This window comes from Microtetraspora niveoalba, assembly GCF_001570405.1.
Classification (GTDB): domain Bacteria; phylum Actinomycetota; class Actinomycetes; order Streptosporangiales; family Streptosporangiaceae; genus Microtetraspora; species Microtetraspora niveoalba.
The window spans coordinates 199,893-220,406 of the sequence record NZ_BBYM01000006.1 but is presented as its reverse complement, the minus strand read 5'-3'; the positions used below and the strand labels follow the sequence as shown (position 1 = coordinate 220,406).

Annotated in this window: 14 protein-coding genes; 6 read left to right on the top strand and 8 right to left on the bottom strand. The window is 73.7% G+C overall.

Annotated features, from left to right (window positions below; translation table 11 throughout):
- Positions 1-18: 18 nt before the first annotated feature.
- From AWQ70_RS06610 to AWQ70_RS06590, 5 genes are all read left to right on the top strand, one after another.
- Positions 19-1,359: an ABC transporter substrate-binding protein gene (locus tag AWQ70_RS06610; protein WP_067171736.1), complete on the top strand. Its 1,341-nt coding sequence runs from the start codon at positions 19-21 to the stop codon at positions 1,357-1,359.
- 87 nt (positions 1,360-1,446) lie between these two features.
- Positions 1,447-2,424 carry a carbohydrate ABC transporter permease gene (locus AWQ70_RS06605; protein WP_067171734.1) on the top strand — a complete coding sequence of 326 codons (978 nt, stop codon included), beginning with the start codon at positions 1,447-1,449 and terminating at the stop codon, positions 2,422-2,424.
- Entirely contained in the window at positions 2,421-3,302 is an 882-nt protein-coding gene (locus AWQ70_RS06600; protein WP_067171732.1) for a carbohydrate ABC transporter permease, read from the top strand. The genes AWQ70_RS06605 and AWQ70_RS06600 overlap by 4 nt, the downstream gene beginning before the upstream one ends.
- Positions 3,299-4,735, top strand: coding sequence for a GH1 family beta-glucosidase (locus tag AWQ70_RS06595; protein WP_245646782.1), 1,437 nt, complete (start codon positions 3,299-3,301; stop codon positions 4,733-4,735). The genes AWQ70_RS06600 and AWQ70_RS06595 overlap by 4 nt, the downstream gene beginning before the upstream one ends.
- 28 nt (positions 4,736-4,763) lie before the next feature.
- Positions 4,764-5,783, top strand: a complete 1,020-nt coding sequence (locus AWQ70_RS06590; protein WP_067171729.1) for a LacI family DNA-binding transcriptional regulator — start codon at positions 4,764-4,766, stop codon at positions 5,781-5,783.
- 72 nt (positions 5,784-5,855) lie between these two features.
- On the opposite strand, the gene AWQ70_RS06585 is transcribed toward AWQ70_RS06590, so the two are convergent.
- Positions 5,856-6,326 (bottom strand): Lrp/AsnC family transcriptional regulator, encoded by a 471-nt coding sequence (locus AWQ70_RS06585; protein ID WP_067171728.1) that lies wholly within the window; start codon positions 6,324-6,326, stop codon positions 5,856-5,858.
- Positions 6,327-6,481: 155 nt separating this feature from the next.
- On the opposite strand from AWQ70_RS06585, the gene AWQ70_RS06580 reads away from it, so the two are divergent.
- A complete protein-coding gene (locus AWQ70_RS06580) occupies positions 6,482-10,093 on the top strand; it encodes an indolepyruvate ferredoxin oxidoreductase family protein (RefSeq protein WP_218004438.1) in 3,612 nt (1,203 codons plus the stop codon).
- A gap of 27 nt (positions 10,094-10,120) precedes the next feature.
- On the opposite strand, the gene AWQ70_RS06575 is transcribed toward AWQ70_RS06580, so the two are convergent.
- Genes AWQ70_RS06575 through AWQ70_RS06545 form a run of 7 tightly spaced genes read right to left on the bottom strand, consistent with a single transcriptional unit; the run spans position 10,121 to position 20,513 of the window.
- Entirely contained in the window at positions 10,121-13,393 is a 3,273-nt protein-coding gene (locus tag AWQ70_RS06575) for a non-ribosomal peptide synthetase (protein ID WP_067171727.1), read from the bottom strand.
- Entirely contained in the window at positions 13,390-15,468 is a 2,079-nt protein-coding gene (locus AWQ70_RS06570; protein ID WP_067171726.1) for a non-ribosomal peptide synthetase, read from the bottom strand. The genes AWQ70_RS06575 and AWQ70_RS06570 overlap by 4 nt, the downstream gene beginning before the upstream one ends.
- A gap of 27 nt (positions 15,469-15,495) precedes the next feature.
- Positions 15,496-17,016, bottom strand: coding sequence for a condensation domain-containing protein (locus AWQ70_RS06565; protein WP_067171725.1), 1,521 nt, complete (start codon positions 17,014-17,016; stop codon positions 15,496-15,498).
- Positions 17,013-17,201 carry an MbtH family protein gene (locus AWQ70_RS06560; protein ID WP_067171724.1) on the bottom strand — a complete coding sequence of 63 codons (189 nt, stop codon included), beginning with the start codon at positions 17,199-17,201 and terminating at the stop codon, positions 17,013-17,015. Before AWQ70_RS06560 ends, AWQ70_RS06565 begins: the two co-directional genes overlap by 4 nt.
- On the bottom strand, positions 17,198-18,670 hold the full coding sequence (locus tag AWQ70_RS06555; protein WP_067171723.1) for a condensation domain-containing protein: 1,473 nt from the start codon (positions 18,668-18,670) through the stop codon (positions 17,198-17,200). The genes AWQ70_RS06560 and AWQ70_RS06555 overlap by 4 nt, the downstream gene beginning before the upstream one ends.
- Positions 18,667-18,942: a phosphopantetheine-binding protein gene (locus tag AWQ70_RS38650; protein WP_067171722.1), complete on the bottom strand. Its 276-nt coding sequence runs from the start codon at positions 18,940-18,942 to the stop codon at positions 18,667-18,669. The genes AWQ70_RS06555 and AWQ70_RS38650 overlap by 4 nt, the downstream gene beginning before the upstream one ends.
- Positions 18,936-20,513 carry a condensation domain-containing protein gene (locus AWQ70_RS06545; protein WP_067171720.1) on the bottom strand — a complete coding sequence of 526 codons (1,578 nt, stop codon included), beginning with the start codon at positions 20,511-20,513 and terminating at the stop codon, positions 18,936-18,938. The genes AWQ70_RS38650 and AWQ70_RS06545 overlap by 7 nt, the downstream gene beginning before the upstream one ends.
- Between the last annotated feature and the right edge of the window lies 1 nt (position 20,514).

The following is a 20,514-nucleotide window of genomic DNA, read 5'->3' as shown; positions in this document are numbered from 1 at the left end:
ACCTGAGAGGGGTCCGGAATGATGCACAACTCCCGGCGCGGCAGGATGCTCGCGCTCGCCGCGGTGGCGACGCTCGCCCTGGGCGTCACAGCGGCCTGCGGCAGCGACGACGAGAAGCCGGCCGGCGGCGGCTCCTCCGCCGCCGCGGCCGGGCCCGTCACGATCACCCTGCAGACCTTCGGCGGCGGCGAGAACTTCGCCTACGACGACGCGGTCAAGGCATGGAACGCGTCACACCCGAACATCCAGGTCAAGTACGTCAACCTCACCGACCGGTTCGAGGACACGTACCTGCCGCAGATGTTGCAGTGGCTGGAGTCCGGCGCCGGCGCCGGCGACATCATCGGCATGGACGAGGGCGGCATGGGCCTCATGGGTGCCCGCCCGCAGTACTTCGCCGATCTCGGGCAGTACGGCCTCGACAGCCGCAAGGCCGACTTCCCCGAGTACAAGTGGAACACCGGCATCAACAAGGACGGCAAGCTCTTCGCCATCGGCACCGACATCGGCGGCATGGCGATGTGCTACCGCACCGACCTGTTCAAGAAGGCCGGCCTGCCCACCGACCGCGACGAGGTCTCCAAGCTCTGGCCGGACTGGAACTCCTACCTGGAGGTCGGCAAGAAGCTCACCTCGGCGCTGAAGGGCGTCGCCTTCGTCGACGGCGCGAACACCGTCTACAACTCGGTCCTGTCGCAGGAGACCGGCAAGAACGGCAACGTGCAGTACTTCGACAAGGACAACAACCTCATCCTCGACAAGAACCCCGGGATCAAGGCGTCCTTCGACTACGTCCAGACCCTGAGCAAGGCGGGCCTCACCGCCAAGCTCCGCTCCTGGACCGAGGAGTGGAACACCGCCATGCAGAAGGGGCAGTTCGCCACCATGGGCTGCCCGAGCTGGATGCTCGGCACCATCTCCGGCACCTCCGGTGACGCCAACTCCGGCAACTGGGACGTCGCGGCGGTGCCCGGCGGCAGCGGCAACTGGGGCGGCTCCTGGCTGATGGTCCCGGCCCAGAGCAAGCACCCGAAGGAGGCCGCCGAGGTCCTCAACTACCTGACCAGCAAGGAGGGTCAGATCGCCGCGTTCAAGGAGGGCGGCAACTTCCCGAGCAACATCCAGGCGCAGCAGGACCCGACCGTCGCGGAAGCCAAGAACGCCTACTTCAACGACGCGCCGTCCGGCCCGATCTTCGCCGACTCGGTCTCCAAGCTCTCCCCGGTCTTCTTCGGTGAGAAGCACGCCCAGGTGAAGGCCGCCGTCGAGGAGGTGCTGGTCGGAGCCGACCAGGGCTCGATCAAGTGGGACGAGGCCTGGCAGCGGTTCATCGACGAGGGTGTCAAGGCCGCGGGCTGATCCCCGGCGCCATCCGTCCCTCGTTCGGTAGCGGCCGGCCCCGGCACCACCGGAGCCGGCCGCTCCCCTGATGAAAGGTACGTCTCCATGAGCCTCCATGTGGACGCGGGACGCGTCCCCAGCCGCGCGGCGCCGTCCGGGGGCCGGCGGCGCGAGCAACGGCCCGCCCCCCGGCGGTTCCTGTCGTGGCTCGACCTGCGCGCGACCCCGTACATCTTCGTCTCGCCGTACTTCATCCTCTTCGCGATCTTCGGTCTGTTCCCGCTGCTGTTCACCGCCTGGGTGTCGCTGCACAAGTGGCAGCTCGCCGGCGAGAAGACCTTCATCGGCCTGGAGAACTACACCAAGCTGCTGGTCGACGAGAAGTTCTGGAACGCGGTCGGCAACACCGTGGGCATCTTCCTCATCGCCACGGTCCCCCAGTTGCTCATCGCCCTGCTGCTCGCCAACGCGCTGAACAAGAAGCTCCGCGGGCGGCTGGTCATCCGGCTGAGCGTGCTCATCCCGCTGATCACCTCCGTCGTCGCCGTCGCCGTCGTCTTCACCCAGCTCTACGGGCGGGACTACGGGGTGGTCAACTGGATCCTCGGCCTGTTCGGCACGGACAACATCCACTGGCAGAACGAGAAGTGGTCGTCCTGGATCGCGATCGCGACCATGGTCGACTGGCGGTGGACCGGTTACAACGCGATCATCTACCTCGCCGCGATGCAGACGATCCCCAAGGACCTGTACGAGGCGGCCTCCATCGACGGCGCCAGTCCCCGCAGGCAGTTCTGGGGGATCACCGTCCCGATGCTGAAGCCCACCATCATCTTCACGGTGATCGTCTCGACGATCGGCGGGTTCACCCTCTTCGCGGAGCCGGTGATGTTCGGCTCCGGCCTGATGACCGGAGGCACGACCGGCCAGTTCCAGACGGTGGCCATGTTCATCGTCAAGGAGGGCTTCCGTGACTTCGAGTACGGCTACGCCGCCGCGGCCGCCTGGGTCCTCTTCCTCCTGATCCTGATCACCGTGCTGATCAACTCCGTTCTCGTCCGTGGAATCGGGAGATCCAAATGACGACGCTCACCCGCACGCGGCGCGCTCCGGCCGCCCGGCCAGTGAGGCTCGACGCCTTCCGCGCCACGCCGCTGACGAAGGTCGCCCTCGGGTTCGCGATCTTCCTGTCGATCTTCCCGCTCTACTGGATGATCATCATCGCGACGCGGAGCAACGAGGACGCGCACAGCATGCCCCCGCCCCTGCTGCCGGGCGGCAACCTCGGCGAGAACATCAAGGCGGTGTTCGAGGCCGAGAACGCGCACTTCATGACGGGCATCGTCAACTCCCTCATCATCGCCACGACGGTCACGCTCGCGGTCGTGATCATCTCGGCGCTGGCCGGGTTCGCGTTCGCCTCGCTGCAGTTCCGCGGCCGCAACGTGCTGCTGCTGTCCATCGTCCTGACCATGATGGTCCCGCTTCAGCAGATGGGCATCGTGCCCCTCTACCAGATGATGGTGACCCTCGGCTGGACGAACACCCTGAAGGCGGTCATCCTGCCCTTCCTGGTGAACGGGTTCGGCGTCTTCATGATGACGCAGTACACCCAGCAGGCGGTGCCGCGCGAGCTGGTCGAGGCGGCCAGGGTCGACGGCGCGAGCACGCTGCGCATCTGGTTCAACGTCGCCCTGCCCGCCGTACGGCCGGGCATGGCCGTGCTCGCCATCCAGACGTTCATGTTGATCTGGAACGAGTTCATGTGGCCGCTGATCGTGCTCACCCCGGACAACCCGACCGTCCAGGTCGCGCTCCGGGCGCTGAACGACCGGTACTCCACCAACTACGTGCTCATCTTCGCCGGCACCACGGTATCGATCATTCCGTTGCTGCTGGTCTTCGTCTTCTTCGGCCGACAGATCATCGGCGGACTCATGGAAGGTGCGGTCAAGGCGTGACCACGCAGGAGACCCGGGCCGAGACCCGCAGCCCCGGGCTGATGTTCCCCACAGGGTTCGTCTGGGGCGCGGCGACCTCGGCCTACCAGATCGAGGGCGCGGTCGACGCGGACGGCCGAGGGAGGTCCGTCTGGGACACGTTCGTCGGGCAGCCGGGCCGGATCGTGGGCGGCGAGAACGCCGACATCGCGATCGACCACTACAACCGCTACCGGGACGACGTACGGCTGATGGCCGAGCTCGGCCTGACGGCGTACCGCTTCTCGGTGTCCTGGCCGCGGATCCAGCCCGACGGGGCCGGTGAGATCAACGCCAAGGGGCTCGACTTCTACAAGCGGCTCGTCGACGAGCTGCTCAGCTACGGCATCGACCCCTGGCTGACGCTGTACCACTGGGATCTCCCCCAGGCGCTGGAGGACGCGGGCGGCTGGCCCGAGCGGGACACGGCGCGGCGCTTCGCCGATTTCGCGGCCCTGGTGCACGACGCGCTCGGCGACCGGGTCAAGAACTGGAGCACGGTCAACGAGCCGTGGTGCGCGGCGTTCCTGGGGTACGCCTCGGGCGAGCACGCGCCCGGGCGGCGCGAGCCGGCCGCGGCCGTGCGCGCCGCGCACCACCTGAACCTCGCCCACGGCCTCTCCCTGCAGGCGATGCGCGCGCAGCGGGCCGACTCCCGCATCGGCGGGTGCGTGAACCTGTACGCGATCTCGCCGGCGACCGGCGGCGAGGCCGACCTGGACGCGGCGCGGCGCGTCGACGGGCTGCAGAACCGCTTCTTCCTGGACGCGCTGCTGAAGGGCGCGTACCCGGAGGACGTGCTGGAGGACCTGCGCGCGGTCGCGGACACGGACTTCATCCGGGACGGCGACCTCGGCCTGATCTCGGGGCCGCTCGACATGCTGCTGATCAACTACTACAGCCGGTTCACCGTGTCCGGCGCGCCCGGCGGCTCGCGGTCGGCCGCCGCGGCGCCGACGGACTCGGGGTCGCCGTGGGTGGGCAGCGAGCACGTCGGCTTCGTCAACGGGGGCCGGCCGGTCACGGCGATGGGCTGGGAGATCGACGACTCGGGACTGAGCGAGATCCTGGCCCGGCTGGCCCGCGAGTACCCGCGCATCCCCCTGGTCATCTCGGAGAACGGCGCGGCCTTCGACGACGAGCTGACCGAGGACGGCCGGATCCACGATCACGAACGGCTCGCCTACATCGACGCTCATTTGCGGACATGTCATGCTGCCATCGAGGCCGGCATCCCCCTGCAGGGATACTTCGCGTGGTCGCTGATGGACAACTTCGAATGGGCATGGGGTTACGGGAAGCGCTTCGGGCTGGTGTACGTGGACTATCCGACGCAGCGGCGCATCCTGAAGGACAGCGCCCTGTGGTACGCGGAGGCGGCACGTCACGGCGGGCTCCTGGGCCCAGCAGAATAGGCCCGAGAAAACTCAGGAGGGGGCAACGATGAACGGGGACCGCCGACCGGGGGCGCGCCCGACTCTGGAGGCAGTCGCCGCCCGCGCGGGCGTCGGACGCGGAACGGTGTCACGGGTGATCAACGGCTCGCCGAAGGTGAGCGAGAAGGCCCGCGACGCCGTTCTGACGGCGATCAAGGATCTGGGCTACGTGCCCAACCGCGCGGCGCGCACCCTGGTCACCAACCGGACGGACACCGTCGCGCTGGTGGTCTCCGAGTCCGAGCAGCGGGTCTTCGACGAGCCGTTCTTCGCGGGCATCATCCGCGGGATCGGCTCGGCCCTCTCCGAGACGGGTCTGCAGCTCATCCTGACGATGGCGCAGAACCGGGCCGAGCACGACCGGCTGGCGGACTACCTGACCGGCCAGCACGTGGACGGCGTCCTGCTCACGTCCGTGCACGGCGCCGACACGCTGCCCGAGCGGCTGGAGGCGATGGGCGTGCCGACGGTGCTCGGCGGCCGGCCGGTCGGGCCCACGCCGTACAGCTATGTGGACATGGACAACCGGGCGGGCGCCCGGCAGGCCGCGAAGTACCTGCTCGGCCGGGGCCGCACCAGGATCGCCACCATCGCCGGCCCGCAGGACATGGGCGTGGGCGTCGACCGTCTCGCCGGCTACCGCGACGCGCTGCTCGCGACCGGCACCGGCGAGCGGGTCGCGTACGGCGACTTCTCCGAGGCGAGCGGCGCGGCGGCGATGCTGGAGCTCCTCGAGCGCCACCCGGACCTGGACGCCGTCTTCGCCGCGTCGGACGCGATGGCGGTCGGCGCGCTGCACGTGCTCAAGGAGCGCGGGCTGAACGTGCCGGCCGACGTGGCGCTGATCGGGTTCGAGGACTCGCGGGTGGCGCTGCACACGGAGCCGCCGCTGACCAGCGTGCACCAGCCGACCGAGGCGATGGGGCGGCAGATGGCGCAGCTCCTGGTCGCGCGGATCAACGGCGATCCGCTGGAGCAGCCCGTCGTGATACTGGACACCCACCTGGTCATCCGCGCCTCCGCGTAGCCGCCGCCCTCCCCGGCCCGCCGGGACCGGGGAGGCGGCACGGCGGCGCCGGCGCGGGACGGCGTCGCGGACTCAGAACGCCGGGCGCCGGTGGTCGCGGGCGAGGGCGTCGCGGGTCCACGAGCCCAGCACCATCAGCGTCTTGGTGCCGGTGACGTTGCCGGCCCGGCGCAGGCGGTCGATGACGTGCTGGAGATGCCCGAGGTCGCGCACCCGGACGTGGACCAGCGCGTCGGGGTCGCCGGCGATGGTGAACACCGCCTGGACCTCGGGCACGTCGGTCGCCGTACGGACGATCTCGCTGACCGGGGTCGTGCCGGGATAGCTCAGCTCGGTGAACGCCTCGATGCCCCAGCCGAGCTTGGCGTAGTCGATCTGGACGGTGAACCCGGTGATCACGCCGATCTCGCGGAGCCGGTCCACCCGCCGCTTGACCGCGGCGACCGAGAGGCCGACCTCCGCGGCCATCTCCGAGAAGGTCCTGCGCCCGTCCTCGCGCAGCAGTCGCAGGACGCGGTGGTCGATGTCATCGATCTCGGACATGGAGAACTCCTCGGCTCGGCGAAACGAACCTTAGCGAAAAGGGCTTCTCTCGCAAATCCTTTGCGTCTTTTCCGCTCCTGCTCGTCGGATGCTTGCGCGACGCCGGGGCACGTTGCTGTGCTTGGGGCTCCCCCGAACGAAGCCAGGAGGTTCGCGTGCGCCCCACTCCCGCCGCCGGTCCGGCAGAGGTGTCACTGGAGGACAGGTACACGGCCGCGGACGGCCGGGTGCTGATGTCGGGCATCCAGGCCCTGGTCCGCCTGACGCTCGAGCAGCGCCGCCTGGACCGGGAGCGCGGCTTGAACACGCGCGTCTTCGTCTCCGGGTACCAGGGCTCGCCGCTGGGCGGGGTCGATCTGGAGATGGCGCGGGCCGCGCGGTTCCTCGAACCGGCGGGCGTGGTGTTCCGGCCGGGGCTCAACGAGGAGCTCGCCGCCACGGCGGTGGCCGGGACGCAGTCGCTCGCGCGGGTGCCCGGCCGGCGGCACGACGGGGTGACCGGCTTCTGGTACGGCAAGAACCCCGGCCTGGACCGGGCCGCCGACGCCATCCGCCACGGCACGCTGGCCGGCACCGCCGCGCTGGGCGGAGCGGTGGCCTGGATCGGCGACGACCCGGGCAGCAAGTCCTCGACCGTGCCCAGCTCGTGCGAACCGATGTGCCAGAGCCTGTCGATGCCGCTGCTGGCGCCCGGCTCGGTCGCGGAGATCGTCGAGTTCGGGCTGCACACGGTCGCGCTGTCCCGCCTCAGCGGCCTGTGGACCGGCCTGAAGATCGTCGCGGACGTCGCCGACGCGTCCGCCACCGTCGACCTCGGACCGCTCCGGGACGGCGTGCCGGCCCCGGACCACGCCGATCGCGGCGCGCCGCCCATCCTGGTGGGCCCCGCCTCCCTGGACGCCGAGCACGACATGCTGACCCGCCGCCTGGAGCTGGCCCGCCGCTACGCCCGTGACCACGGCCTGAACCGGGTCATGTTCGGCGCGGAGCGCGCCACCCTGGGCGTCCTCGCCTCCGGGACGTCGTACGCGGTGGTGCGGCGGGCGCTGGCCGACCTCGGCCTGGACGAGGACGCGATGGAGCACCTGGGCCTGCGGCTCGTCCGGCTCGCGATGCCGTTCCCGCTGGACCACGGCGACCTCGCCGCCATGACCGCCGACCTCGACCGGGTGCTGGTCGTGGAGGACAAGGTGCCGTTCCTGGAGGGGCAGCTCAGGCAGGCCCTCTACGGCGGGGAGCGCACTCCCGCCGTGGTCGGCCGCGAGCTGCTCACCGCCCGGGGCACCCTGGGCGCCGAGGACGTGGCCCGGGCGCTCGCCGCCTGCGTCGGCGAGGACCGGCTGCCCCGGGCGGCGGCCGTCCGGCTCCGGTCGACGGCCCCGCGCACGGCGGCGCGCCGCGTGTTGCCGATGGTCGCCGCGCGCACGCCGTACTTCTGCTCGGGATGCCCGCACAACACCTCCACCCGCACCTCCGACGGCACGCTGGTCGGCGTCGGCATCGGCTGCCACGCCATGATCGCCCTGGACGGGAACGGGCGCGGCGCCCAGGTCGGCATCACCCAGATGGGCGGCGAGGGCGCCCAGTGGATCGGCCTGGCCCCCTTCACCGACGACGCGCACTTCGTGCAGAACCTGGGCGACGGCACCTTCCACCACTCCGGCTCGCTGGCGATCCGGGCCGCCGTCGCCGCGGGCGTGTCGATGACGTACAAGCTGCTGTACAACGACGCCGTCGCCATGACCGGGGGCCAGCGCGCCGAGGGCCGCCTCGACGTCCCGGCGCTGACCAGGTCGCTGGCCGTCGAGGGCGTGCGCCGGATCGTGGTCACCACGCCGGAGCCGGAGACCTACCGCGGCGTGCGGCTGGCGCCGATCGCGACCGTCCGGCATCGGGACGACCTGGCCGAGGTCGAGCGAGAGCTGGCCTCCGTCGAGGGGGTGACCGTGCTGATCCACGACGACCGGTGCGCCGCCGAGGAGCGCCGGCTGCGCAAGCGGGGCAAGCTGCCGACCCCGGCCGCGAAGGTCGTGGTCAACGAGCGGGTCTGCGAGGGGTGCGGCGACTGCGGCGACGTGTCGACCTGCCTGTCCGTCCAGCCCGTCGAGACCGAGTACGGACGCAAGACGCGGATCCACCAGCCGTCCTGCAACTCCGACCTGAGCTGCCTCAAGGGCGACTGCCCCTCGTTCCTCCTCGTCGAGCCGCGCGAGCCGCGTGAGAGGAGCGGGGGACGCGGGCGGCGCGAAGGGACCGTGCCATCCGGGCGGGACGGGACCGGGCGGGCCGGATCGCCGGTGCCGTACCCGCCGGTGGCGCTGCCGGAGCCGGACCGCAGGGTCGACGGCGACGCGGTACTGATCAGGATGCCGGGCATCGGCGGCACGGGCGTCGTCACGGTCTCGCAGATCCTGCAGATGGCGGCCCACATGGACGGACTGCACGCGGCCGGGCTGGAGCAGACCGGGCTGGCGCAGAAGGGCGGTCCCGTCGTCAGCGACCTGCGCGTCTCCACGGGGCCGGTCACCGGCTCGCTGCGCGCCTCCCGGGGCACCGCCGACGTGCTGATCGGGTTCGACCTGCTGGGCGCCGCCGCCGACGCCAACCTGGCCGTCGCGTCACCCGACCGCACGATCGCCGTGGTCAGCACGTCCCTGGTGCCGACCGCCGCCATGGTCACCGGGCGCGCCGCCGTGCCCGGCTCGCCCGCCGACGCGGTCACGCGGATCGAGTCGGCCACGCGTGGCGCGGACAACGTCTATCTCGACGCCCACGGGCTGGCCGAGGCGTTGTTCGGCGACCACATGCCCGCCAACATGCTCCTTGTCGGAGCGGCGTTCCAGCACGGCTGCCTCCCGGTCTCCGCCGAGTCCGTCGAGCGGGCGATCCGGCTCAACCGGGCCGCCGTCGAGCAGAACCTCGCCGCCTTCCGCTGGGGCCGGGCGGCCGTCGTGGACCGCGACACCGTGCTCGCCGCCGCGTTCCCGAGGCCCGCGGCCGGAGCGGATGCCGGGCCGGACGCGGGAACCGATGCGGGGCCGGACGCCCTGGAGCGCGCGCTGGCCACGCGGGTCGCGGACCTGACCGGCTACCAGAACGCGGCCTACGCCCGCACGTACGCCGAGGACGTGCGCCGCGTGGCCGCCCTGGCGGCCGAGCGGTCGGGCGAGGAGGCCGGGGCGCGCGTCGGGCTCGCCTACGCGCGGGGCCTGCACAAGCTCATGGCGTACAAGGACGAGTACGAGGTCGCCCGGCTGCATCTGGACCCCGTGGAGAAGGCCAGGCGGGAGGACGAGTTCGGCGCTGACGCGGTCGTCTCCGTGCTGCTGCACCCGCCGCTCCTGCGTGCGCTGGGCATGAAGCGCAAGATCAGGCTGCGCCGCTCGGCGGGCGTCCTGTTCCGCGGGTTGCGCGCCGCCCGCGTGTTGCGCGGCACCGCGCTCGACGTCTTCGGCTACGCCGGGGTGCGCCGCGTCGAACGGGAGCTGGTCGGCGAATATCGCGCGCTCATGCGCGACGCCCTCGCCCGGCTCACCCCCGCGACGGCCGACGCCGTCGCGGAGATCGCGGCGCTGCCGGAGGCGATCCGCGGGTACGAGGACATCAAGCTGGCGCGCGTCGCCGAGTACCGCGAACGCGCCGCGGCCGCCCTCGCGCGGCTGGCCGCCCCCGAACCCGGCCCCGAACCCGGCGTCGGCTCCGAACCCGAACCCGGCTCCGAACCCGAACCCGGCCCCGAACCCACCGTCGGCTCCGCACCCGCCTGACCTTCGCACACCGGGAACCCCGGGACGTCAGGTCCCGGGGGAGGCGAGGAGCCGCTCGGCCTCCTCGTCGGTCATCCCGTCCAGCTCCGCGATCAGCAGTTCCTCCACCGCGGACGCGAGCTCGGCGACGGTCCGGGCCTCGAAGACGGTCCGCACCGGCACCTCCACCCCCGTCGTACGGCGCAGCCTGGCCGCGATCCGGGTGGCGAGCAGGGAGTGGCCGCCGAGGGTGAAGAAGTCGTCGAAGGCGCCGACGGCCGGGACGTCCAGCAGCTCCTCCCAGATGCCGGCCACGAGCTTCTCGGCGTCCGTGCGCGGGGGCACGTCCGCGGGCGAGGAGGCGCGCGCCGGTTCTGGGAGCGCCGCCCGGTCGATCTTGCCGCGCGCGGTGAGGGGCAGCGCGTCCAGGGTGACCCAGTCGGCCGGGACGAGATGGCGCGGCAGCGCCCGCGCGAGGTGGGCGCGCAGATCCTCGTGCCCGGCGGTTCCGGTGACGTTCGCCACGAGCCGCTCGGCGCGTACGGTGACGAACGCCTGGCCGACCTCGGGGTGGGCGAGCAGCCGGGCCTCGACCTCGCCGGGTTCGATCCGGAAGCCGCGCACCTTGAGCTGGTCGTCGATCCGGCCGAGGAACTCCAGTCTGCCGTCCTGCCGCCACCGGGCCCGGTCCCCGGTGCGGTAGCGGCGTGCTCCCGGCGGGCCGCCGGGGTCGGGCACGAAGGCGGCGGCGGTGAGCGCGGGGCGGCCCAGGTAGCCCCGGGCGACCCCCGCCCCGCCGATGACCAGCTCCCCGACCGCCCCCTTCGGGAGCGGCGCGCCCCGGCCGTCGAGGAGGTGGACCGCCGTGGCGCCCACCGGCCGTCCGATCGGGGGCCGCCCGGCCGCGCCGCCGTCGTCGCGGGTCAGAGGGGTCGCGGTGGCGATGACGGCGGCCTCGGTCGGACCGTACGTGTTGACGAGCCGGACCCCGGTTCCGAACCTGTCGTGCCAGCGGGCCACGGCCGCGCCGGACGCCTGCTCGCCACCCAGGATCACCAGGCGCAGGGACCGCGGCCAGGCGATCTGGTCGACCTCCTCGACCAGGTGGTGCCAGTAGGCGGTGGGCAGGTCGAGCACGCTGACCCGGCGTCCCTCGGGAGACGCGAGCAGGTCGGGGAGCGTGGCCGCGCCCTCGGGCAGCAGGACCAGGGCGGCTCCGGCGGCCAGCGCGGGGAACACCTCCTCCAGATGCGTGTCGAAGCTCAGCGACGCGAACTGGACGACGTGGTCGCCCGGTGTGAGGCCGTACTCCTCGCGCATCCAGCGCACGCGCGCGGCGATGGCGGCGTGCTCGACCGCGACCCCCTTAGGGCGGCCGGTCGAGCCGGAGGTGGTGATCACGTACGCCAGGTCCGCCGGCCCGGCGGGCGGCGCGATCGGGGGGCCCGCCCCGGCGACGGCCTCGGGGTCGGCCTCTGGGTCGGTCGCGGGGGCGATCGCGGTGAACCCGCCGGGCAGGTCGCGCCGGGTGACCACGTGCGTCACCCCGCAGTCGGCGAGGGAGAAGGCGAGCCGCTCGTCCGGGTCGTCCGGGTCGAGCGGCAGGTAGGCGGCGCCGGCCCGCCAGACGGCGAGCAGGGCCGTGATCGCGTCGACGGAGCGGGGCAGGCACACGCCGACGACGTCCCCGGGCCGGACGCCCGCCGCGCCGAGCCCCGCGGCCAGCGCCCCCGCCCGCGCGTGCAGCTCCCAATGGCTCACCACCGTGTCGCCGCAGATCACCGCCGCCGCGTCGGGCGTGCGCCGGGCGGCCTCGGCCAGCAGCTCGGGCACGAGCGGCCCCGCCGGGTCCGCGCCGTCGCCGGCGAGCGCGCGGATGTCGGCCCGGTCGGCCTCCGTCCAGAGGCGCAGCTCGGAGATCCGCCGGTGCGGCTCCGCCGCGACGGACCCGAGCAGGAGCCGGAAGCGGTCGGCGAGACGGCGCACGGTCTCCCGCCCGGCCCCCCCGGCCTCCACGCGGGAGGCGTCGTAGCAGAAGGAGACGACGAGCTCGGGGCCGTCCCGCCACGCCTCGACGAGCAGGTCGAGCTTGGCCTGGCGAAAGCCGTCCGGGAACAGGCTCACGGCGAGGTCGCCGAACGGCCGGGCCGGTCCGGTGTCCTGGTTGTGCAGGATCAGCATGGTCGGCATCAGCGCGTCGGGCGGGTGGCCGATCCGCTCGAAGGGCACGGACGGCCGGCTCATCGCGTTCAGCGCCTCGGTCCTGGTGCGGGCGAGCAGGTCGGTGAACGCCGGATCACCGGCGAGGTCGCCGCGCAGCACCACCGTCTGGGCGAGGTACCCGACCAGGGGTTCCAGCTCGACGCGGTCGCGGCCCGCGACGGCCGTGCCGACCAGGAGGTCGGTCTGCCCGGTGTGGCGGTGCAGCAGGACCTGGTAGGCCGCCATGAGCACGGCGAACAGGGTGGTCCGGTGCTCGCGGCCGAGCCGTTCGAGGCCGCGCGTCGTCTCCTCCCCGAGCCGAACGGAGTGGAACGCGCCCCGCCGCCCGGCGCCCGTCTCCTCCGCGTCGCCCGCGCCGGTCGTGGGGAAGGGCGGTTCGGGTGGCGGCGGGTCGGCGAGCCGCTCCTGCCAGTACGGCACGGCGCGTTCGGCCCGGCGGCGCTGCCAGCGCGCGTAGTCCGTGGGCTGGACCGGCAACGGCCGCAGCCGGGGCTCGCGGCCGCCCAGCCGGGCGGCGTAGCACTCCGCCAGGTCGTCGAGGAGCACGTTCAGGGACCAGCCGTCGCCGATGATGTGGTGCATCGTGACGCACAGGACGTGGTCGTCCGCGGCGATCCGGATCACGGCGACGCGCAGCGGCACGCCGCGGGCGAGGTCGAACGGCGCGTTGACCCGTTCGGCCACCAGGCGTTCGGCCGCCTCCCGGTCCGCCGCGTCCAGCCAGTCGACCGGCCCGCCCGCTCGGGGCACGGCGACATCGGACACGCGGACGTCGGACACGCGAAAATCGGACACGGCGGCATCAGGCACGGGGATGTCACGGGCGGGGATGTCAGGCGCGGGGACGCCGGCCTCGGGAGGCGCGGCGACCGCCCAGGGCACCCCGTCCACCTCGGCGAAGCGCGTGCGCAGGCTCTCGTGCCGGGCGACGACCCGGGCGAAGGCCTCCTCCAGCGCGGCGCGGTCGAGCGGACCGCGCAGCCGCCGGACGAGGTACATGGTGTAGGAGGCGTCGTCCGGATAGAGACGCTGGAGGAGCCAGAGCCGCTCCTGCGCCGGGGACAGCGGGGCCCGCACCGGAGAGGCCGGGGCGCTCATGCGCCGGGCGCCAGTTCGTCGAAGAGGGCGGCCAGATCCTCGGCGTCCAGGCCGTCCAGCTCGTCGCGGAGCGCGGCCACCTCCACGAGGTCGAGGTCGTCGTCGTCGAGCCGGTCCATCTCCACCGCCAGCTCCGCGACCGTCGGGTGCTCGAACAGCACCACGATCGGCACCGCGACGGTGAACCGGGCCTGGATCCTCGCGGTGATCCGGGTGGCGGTCAGCGAGTGCCCGCCCAGCTCGAAGAAGTCGTCGTCCACGCCGATCGGCTCGGTGATGCCGAGCACCTCGCCCCACATGGTCACCAGCTCCTCCTCCAGCGCGGACGCCGGAGGCCGGTACGGAGCCGTCCTGGCGCGGGTCCATTCGGGCGGCGGCAGCGCCTTCCTGTCGAGCTTCCCGTTGGGGGTGAGCGGGAGGGCGTCCAGCACCACCCGGTGCGCGGGCACCATGTAGTCCGGAAGGCTCCGGCGCAGCCGCTCCCGCAGCGCCGCCCACGACGCGGCGTCGTCCCGTCCTGCCCGGTCGGCCCGCCCGTCCAGAACCCGCGCGCCAGGGGCTCGCTCGTCCGGTGTCCGCGATCCCGGCGTCCCCTCGTCCGGTGTCCGCGCACCCGGGGCCCGCCCGTCCGGCGCCCCCTCGTCCCGCGCCCACCCGTCCGGCGCCTGCTCGTCGGGGGCCTCGGCCTCCGGACCCGGGACGACGTACGCGACCAGGCGGGGCAGGCCGTCCGGGCCGTCGCAGACGCCGACCGCGGCGTTCGCGACCCCGGGCGCGGCCCGCAGGACCGTCTCGATCTCGCCCAGCTCGATCCGGAAGCCGCGCACCTTGACCTGCTGGTCGGCCCGGCCGAGGTAGCGCAGCCGCCCGTCCACGACCCTGACCAGGTCGCCCGTGGCGTACATGCGCGCGCCGGGCGCGTCGGAGAAGGGGTCGGGCAGGAAGCGCGCCGCCGTCAGAGCGGGCATCCCGCGATATCCGACGGCCACCCCGGCGCCGCCGATGTGCAGCTCGCCGGCCTCGCCCGGCGGCACGGGACGCCCGTCCGGGCCGAGGACGCGCACGGTCGTCCGGCCGATCGGCTCCCCCAGGTCGACGGGCGCGGGCGACGGCGCGACCCGCCCGGCGGTGGACCACACCGTCGTCTCGGTCGGGCCGTACACGTTCCAGAGCCGCGCGCCGCCGTCGAGGAGGGCGTCGGCGAGGTCGCGCGGCAGGGCCTCCCCGCCGCAGAGCCGGGTCCGGATCCCCTCGGGCACGCCTCCGGAGTCGAGCAGGATCCGCCAGCTCGCCGGGGTCGCCTGCATCACCGTGACCGCCTCGGCGACGGCGCGGGCCCGCAGCGCGCGGCCGTCGGCCGTCTCGTGGGCGGACGCCACGACCACCCGGGCTCCGCAGGCCAGGGGCAGCAGCAGTTCGAGGACCGAGATGTCGAAGGACAGCGTGGTGACCGCGAGCCAGGCGTCCGCGGGAGTCAGCTCCAGCAGGGAGGCGAAGGACTCCAGCAGGTTCGCGACCGCGCGGTGCGGGACGGCGACCCCCTTGGGCCGCCCCGTGGAGCCCGACGTGTACATCAGGTAGGCCGGCGCGTTCGGCGACATGCCCGGGGCCGTCTCCGGGATCGCGTCCGGCGCCGGGCCGGTCGCCGCGTCCAGGGGCGTGCCGTCCGGCGTGAGCCGTACGACGTCCCGGACGCCGTCGAGCAGGCGGGGGTCCGCGGAGGGCTGGGTCAGCACCAGCTCGACGCCGGCGTCCTCGCGCATGAGGCGGAGCCGTTCCTCGGGGAACGCCGGGTCGAGCGGCACGTAGGCGCCGCCGGCCGCCCATACGGCGAGCATGGCCACGATCATGGCGGGGGTCCGGTCGAGGCACAGCCCGACAGGGGTCCCGGCTCCCACGCCCCGCCGCAGCAGCGCGTCCGCGAGCCGGTCGATCCGGTCGTCCAGCTCGCGGAAGGTCAGCTCGCCTCCGGCGCCGCTCACCGCGACGCTCTCGGGGCTCATGTCGCGCCATCGCCGGATCAGCCCGAGCGCCGTCACGCCGCTCTCACCGGTCACCCCGTCGTTCACCTTCATGCGCCTTCCAGAATCAGACTTCAACAATCACGACAATTCGGACAGTCGGCGGTCGGGCTCCGCCCCGGCCAGCCGTACGACGTGGGCGAAGGCGTCCGCGAGGCGCCGCGCGGTCGCGGGCGTGAAAAGGTCGCCGCTGTAGTCGAGGACACCGCCGAGCCCCTCCGGGCCGCGCCACACGTCCACGGAGATCTCGGCCTTCGTGCGGGCGGTGGGCGGCGCCGGGTGGTGCTCCGCGTCGAGATCGCCCATCGACGTCCTGAGCAGGTCGCCCTTCGGCAGGTTGTGCAGGTTGAACATGGCCTGGCACAGGGGCGGCCTGCTGATGTCGCGCGGCACCCGGAGCGCGGCGAGCACGGCCTCGAACGGCGCGTCCGCATGCCGCATCGCCGACAGCGTGACCTCGCGGACGCGCAGCAGCAGCTCGCGGAAGGTCGGGTCTCCGGACAGGTCGGCGCGCAGCGCCAGCGTGTTCCCGAAATAGCCGATCAGCGGGGCCAGCTCGCTCGCCGACCGACCGGCCACCGGCACGCCCACGCAGAAGTCGTGCTGCCCCGCCGCGCCGCCCAGCATGGCCTGGTACGCGGCGAGCAGGGCCATGAAGGACGTGCAGCGCGTCTCCCTGGCCAGCCGCTCCAGCGGGGCGACGTCCTCCGGGGGCAGCAGCAGGTGTTCCCGGCCGCCGTTCCCCGTCCAGCGGGGCGGCCGGGGACGGTCGGCCGGCAGTCCGAGCGCGGGCGCCCCGGCCAGCCGCTCCGTCCAGTACGCCAGGTGGGCGGTGTGGTCGCGCGCCCGCTCCCGGGCGGCGTGGCGCGGGTACTGCGTGGGCAGCTCCTCCAGCTCGGGCTCGCGTCCCTCCCGCCGCGCCGCGTAGCACTCGGCCAGCTCGCGCATGAGCACGTCCAGCGACCAGCCGTCCACCACGATGTGGTGCAGGACGATGCACAGCAGCGCGTCGTCCTCCCCCAGCCGGATCAGCCCGGCCCGCAGCGGCGGCCCGTTCTCCAGGTCGAACGGCCGGTTGACGAACGCGGCCAGCGCCCGGTCCACCCCCTCCCCGACGGCGCCCTCCGAGACCGGGCCCTCCGAGACCGGGTCCTCCGAGACCGGGCCCTCCGAGATCGGGTCCTCCGAGACCGGGTCCTTCACGGCCGCGCCTTCCGCGGCCCCGTCCTCAGGGACCGTGATCCACTCGACCGGGACCGGCGACGGCGGCAGCACGATCTGGGCGGGCGTGTCGGCCACCATCCGGAAGCGGGTGCGCAGCACCTCGTGGCGTTCGGCGATCCGGGTGAAGGCCGCCCCGAGCGCGTCCGCGTCCAGGGAACCGCGCAGCCGTACGCACCAGGGGGTGTGGTAGCCGGTGTCCCCCGGGTCGAACCGGCTGAGGAACCACAGCCGCTCCTGGCCGGGCGACAGCGGCCAGGCCCGCCCGGCGGCCTCCGCGTCCCGGCGCCCGCCGAGGGAGCGCAGCAGCGCCTCGCGGCGGTCCGGCGGCAGATCGGCGAGCCGCCTGCGCAGCGCCTCGCGGCGGTCCGGCGTGGTCACCGGTTCCGGCCCCTGGCGCTCGACGGCCGCATGTCGGTCCACACGGTCTCGATGTGGTCCAGGCACTCCTGGCGGGTGCCCTCGAAGCCGGTCGCCGCCCAGCCGGCCGGCGGCTCGCGGTCGCTCCACCAGACGGAGTACTGCTCCTCGTCGTTGACGACCACGCGCATCCGGGAGTCCGTCATGTCACCCTCTCCGTGTTCCCGATCGTTCCCGAGCCATCCGTTTTCTCGATCCAGTCGTCGCCGACCCGGGTCCAGCCGGCGGGGCGCCGTACGGGGGCGAGGCCGCAGACCTCCGCCACCCGGTCGATCGGCACCTCCTCGGCGACCGCCCGGACCAGCAGGGCCTCCAGGCCGAGCAGCATGCGCTCGGCCGTCTCGCCGGGCAGGAAGGCCGTGTCGACCAGGACGAAGAACTCGCACGTCGCCGTGGCGGGCCCCGTCGCGAAGAAGACGCGCGCCTTGACCTTGGGATAGCCGCCGACGAAGAACGTCCTGGTCTTCTCCCTGAGCGCGGCGAGCGCCCCGGGGTCGTCGCGGGCGACCGGCGGCAGGTCCGGCCAGCGGCCGTCGGGGCGGACGTCGTTGAAGAACGCGTCCAGGTCGAGGTCCGCGCCCCGCTCCCGCCCGGCCTCGGCCCGCACGGCGCCCACCGCCGACGGGTCGTAGTGGCCGTTCCGGTAGGCCGCCATCGCCTGCCCGTGCCCGCGGCGTACGGCGTCGGCGAAGCCGCCGCCGGCCAGGTCGAGGACGAAGAGCCCGTCGAGCGCGGCGGGCGCGGCCATGTCGCGGACGCAGGGGTCGTGCCGGTTGGAGACGATGAGCTGGAGCGCCGCCGTCCGGTGTCCCGTCACGGCGGCCAGCAGCGCGGCGCTCGCCGCGGTCAGCACGCTGGCGGTGGTGACGGCGCAGCGGGCCGCGAGCGTCTCGGCGGCGACCGCCGCCGCGGCCGAGCGCATGCCGTACCGGACGAACCGCGGCTCCTCCGGCTCCCTTCCGGGAAAGTCGAACATCGAGCGCGGCGCGCGCTCCAGACCGGCCCGCCAGTGCCGCAGCGCCCGCGCGGACCGCGCGGCGCCCTCGTCCCCGCTCTCGTACGCGGCCTGGTCGAGGGGCTGCCGCGCCGGCGCGGGCAGGTCGTCGCCGGCGAGGAGCCGCGGCCACTCGGTGGCGAGCAGGGTGAGCGACCACCCGTCGACCGCCAGGTGGGACAGCGCGAGCGCGACCGCGCGCGGGCGTCCCCCGGCGACCACGACGGCGCACCGTACGGGCAGTTCCCCGGCGTAGTCGAACGCGGTCGCGGCGAGCTCGGCGGCGAGGGCCTTGGCGGCCGTCATCGGCCTCTCGCCGGTCTCGTACACGCCGACGGTGAGCGTTCCGGTGCGGGCCACCCGCTGGACGGTGCCCTCCGGCGTCTCCACGTAGGCCGTGCGCAGGGTCTCGTGCCGCTCGACAAGCCGGCGTACGGCGCGCAGGACGGCGGCCAGGTCCACGGCCCCGGCGACCGGCAGGGTCCATGGCAGGTTGAAGTACGGGTCGCGGTCGTCCAGCCACCGGGTGGAGCCCCAGATCATGCGCTGGCCCCAGGTCAGCGGGGCCTCGCCTCCCCGGGCGCCGGCGAACTCGACCGTCTCCGCGGTGAGCGGGGTCATCGGTCCCCGGTCCCGCCGCCGGGCTGCCCGGCCGGGCCGTCCGCCAGCCGGGCCGCGAGATGGCCGGCGAGGCTGTCGAGGGTGTCGAGGAAGGGGCCGTCGAGATCGACGTCGCACCCGAACTCGACCTCGATCGCGTCGATCAGCCGGAGGTAGACGAGCGAGGTGACCCCGAGGGCGGGCAGGCTCCGGTCCGAGGCGAGGAGGTCGGCGGCGGCGAGCTCGCCGTCGCTGGCCCGGGACACCAGCTCGGCCAGGCGTTCCCTCAGCATGCCTCCTCCTTGAGGCGGGCGATCTCCTCTGCGACCCCGTTGATCGTCGGGGCGTCGAAGAACACGTCGAAGGACAACTCGACGTCCAGCCGCTCGCGGACCTTCGCGATGATCTCGGTGATCGACAGGGAGTGCCCGCCGAGTTCGAACAGGTCCTCGTCCGGGCCGATGGCCTCGCGCCGGAGCACCTCGCACCAGATCTCGCCCATCTCCCGGGCGTACGGCGGGGCCTCCCCGGCGGTCGGCGCGGCGTCGGCGGGCGCGGCATCCCCGGGCGCGTCGTCCGCGGCGTACTCCCCGGCGGCCTCCGGCACCGGCTCGGGCAGCGGCAGATCCGCGATGCCGGCGTCGGGGCGGGCCGCGACCGCGTCGAGCAGCGCCAGCAGGTGACCGGTCACGGTCTCGCAGTGCGCCCTCCCGAGGACCGCCGGGTTGTACTGGAACCGGGCGGCGACGCCGTCCGGTCCGTCCACGATCTGGAGGTGCAACGTGCCCCGGACCGCCTGGTTGAACATCATCCGGTCCACGGAGACGCGCAGGCCGGGGAAGTCCGGGTCGTCCCCGTCGCGCCTGCGGTAGCTGACCGACACCGGGGTGAGCGCGGTGCGCGGGCTCACGCCGCCGACCGCCCGGGCCAGCGGGACCCGCCGGAACCCGTAGACGGCGCGCAGCTCCTCCCGCACCGCGCGGGCCAGGTCCGCGAACGTGCCCTCGAAGGCGGCCGCGGACGGGACGGTCACCGGCAGCTCGTTGACGAACAGCCCGATCTCGTCCCGCGTCCGCTCGGTCCTGGTGGACAGGTCCACGGCCACGGCCGCCCCGTCGTTCCCGTACGCGCGGAGCAGGGCGTGCAGCGCGGCCAGCACCAGCTCGAAGCGGGTGACGCCGATCCGCTCGGCGGCGGCGGCGACGTCCGGTCCGACGGAGAAGTCGAGGGCCTCTCCCGCCGCCGCCCTGACCGAGGGCGCGACGAGCCCGGGAAGCGACAGTTCCGGCCGGTCCCGCCAGCGGCTCCGCCAGAAGCCGCCCGCCGCGTCGAGCCGCTCGGCGACCAGCGCGTCCTCCTCCTCGACGGCGCCGCCTCCCGCGACGGGGAGCGGGCGGCCGGCGTAGGCGGCGGCGAGGTCCCGGACCAGGATGTCCTTGGACATGCCGTCGAAGACGGCGTGGTGGGCGACGAACACGAGGACGTGCCGCTCCGGCGCGAGGCGCAGGAGCGTGAACCGGGCGAGCGGCCCGGTGCCGAGGTCCAGCCCGAGCGCCATCTCGCGGTCGATCAGCCCGGCCGGGTCGCGCCCCTGCGCGTCCTCGAACCGGACGGGCGGCGCCACGGCGGCCGGCGTCCTTCGCAGCACGCCGTCCCGCTCGACCAGGGCGGTCGCGAGCGCGGGATGCGCCTCGACGACGGCGCCACACGCGGACAGGAGCCGGTCGGTGTCGAGCGGGCCGTCGAACCACACGGCGACCGGCATGCGGTAGACCCGGCCGCCCGCTCCCATCCGCTCGGTGACCCACATGCCGTGCTGCGCGAGGGAGGCCTGCTCTCCCTCGCCGACGAGCGTCAGTGACATC

What these genes read in the sequence shown, in the direction of transcription:
- AWQ70_RS06575 (WP_067171727.1), bottom strand. Translation starts at nt 13,393, where the DNA reads ATGAGCGCCCCGGCCTCTCCGGTGCGGGCCCCGCTGTCCCCGGCGCAG.
- AWQ70_RS06605 (WP_067171734.1), top strand. Translation starts at nt 1,447, where the DNA reads ATGAGCCTCCATGTGGACGCGGGACGCGTCCCCAGCCGCGCGGCGCCG.
- AWQ70_RS06560 (WP_067171724.1), bottom strand. Translation starts at nt 17,201, where the DNA reads ATGACGGACTCCCGGATGCGCGTGGTCGTCAACGACGAGGAGCAGTAC.
- AWQ70_RS06555 (WP_067171723.1), bottom strand. Translation starts at nt 18,670, where the DNA reads ATGACCCCGCTCACCGCGGAGACGGTCGAGTTCGCCGGCGCCCGGGGA.
- AWQ70_RS38650 (WP_067171722.1), bottom strand. Translation starts at nt 18,942, where the DNA reads ATGCTGAGGGAACGCCTGGCCGAGCTGGTGTCCCGGGCCAGCGACGGC.
- AWQ70_RS06610 (WP_067171736.1), top strand. Translation starts at nt 19, where the DNA reads ATGATGCACAACTCCCGGCGCGGCAGGATGCTCGCGCTCGCCGCGGTG.
- AWQ70_RS06545 (WP_067171720.1), bottom strand. Translation starts at nt 20,513, where the DNA reads ATGTCACTGACGCTCGTCGGCGAGGGAGAGCAGGCCTCCCTCGCGCAG.
- AWQ70_RS06600 (WP_067171732.1), top strand. Translation starts at nt 2,421, where the DNA reads ATGACGACGCTCACCCGCACGCGGCGCGCTCCGGCCGCCCGGCCAGTG.
- AWQ70_RS06585 (WP_067171728.1), bottom strand. Translation starts at nt 6,326, where the DNA reads ATGTCCGAGATCGATGACATCGACCACCGCGTCCTGCGACTGCTGCGC.
- AWQ70_RS06590 (WP_067171729.1), top strand. Translation starts at nt 4,764, where the DNA reads ATGAACGGGGACCGCCGACCGGGGGCGCGCCCGACTCTGGAGGCAGTC.
- AWQ70_RS06570 (WP_067171726.1), bottom strand. Translation starts at nt 15,468, where the DNA reads ATGAAGGTGAACGACGGGGTGACCGGTGAGAGCGGCGTGACGGCGCTC.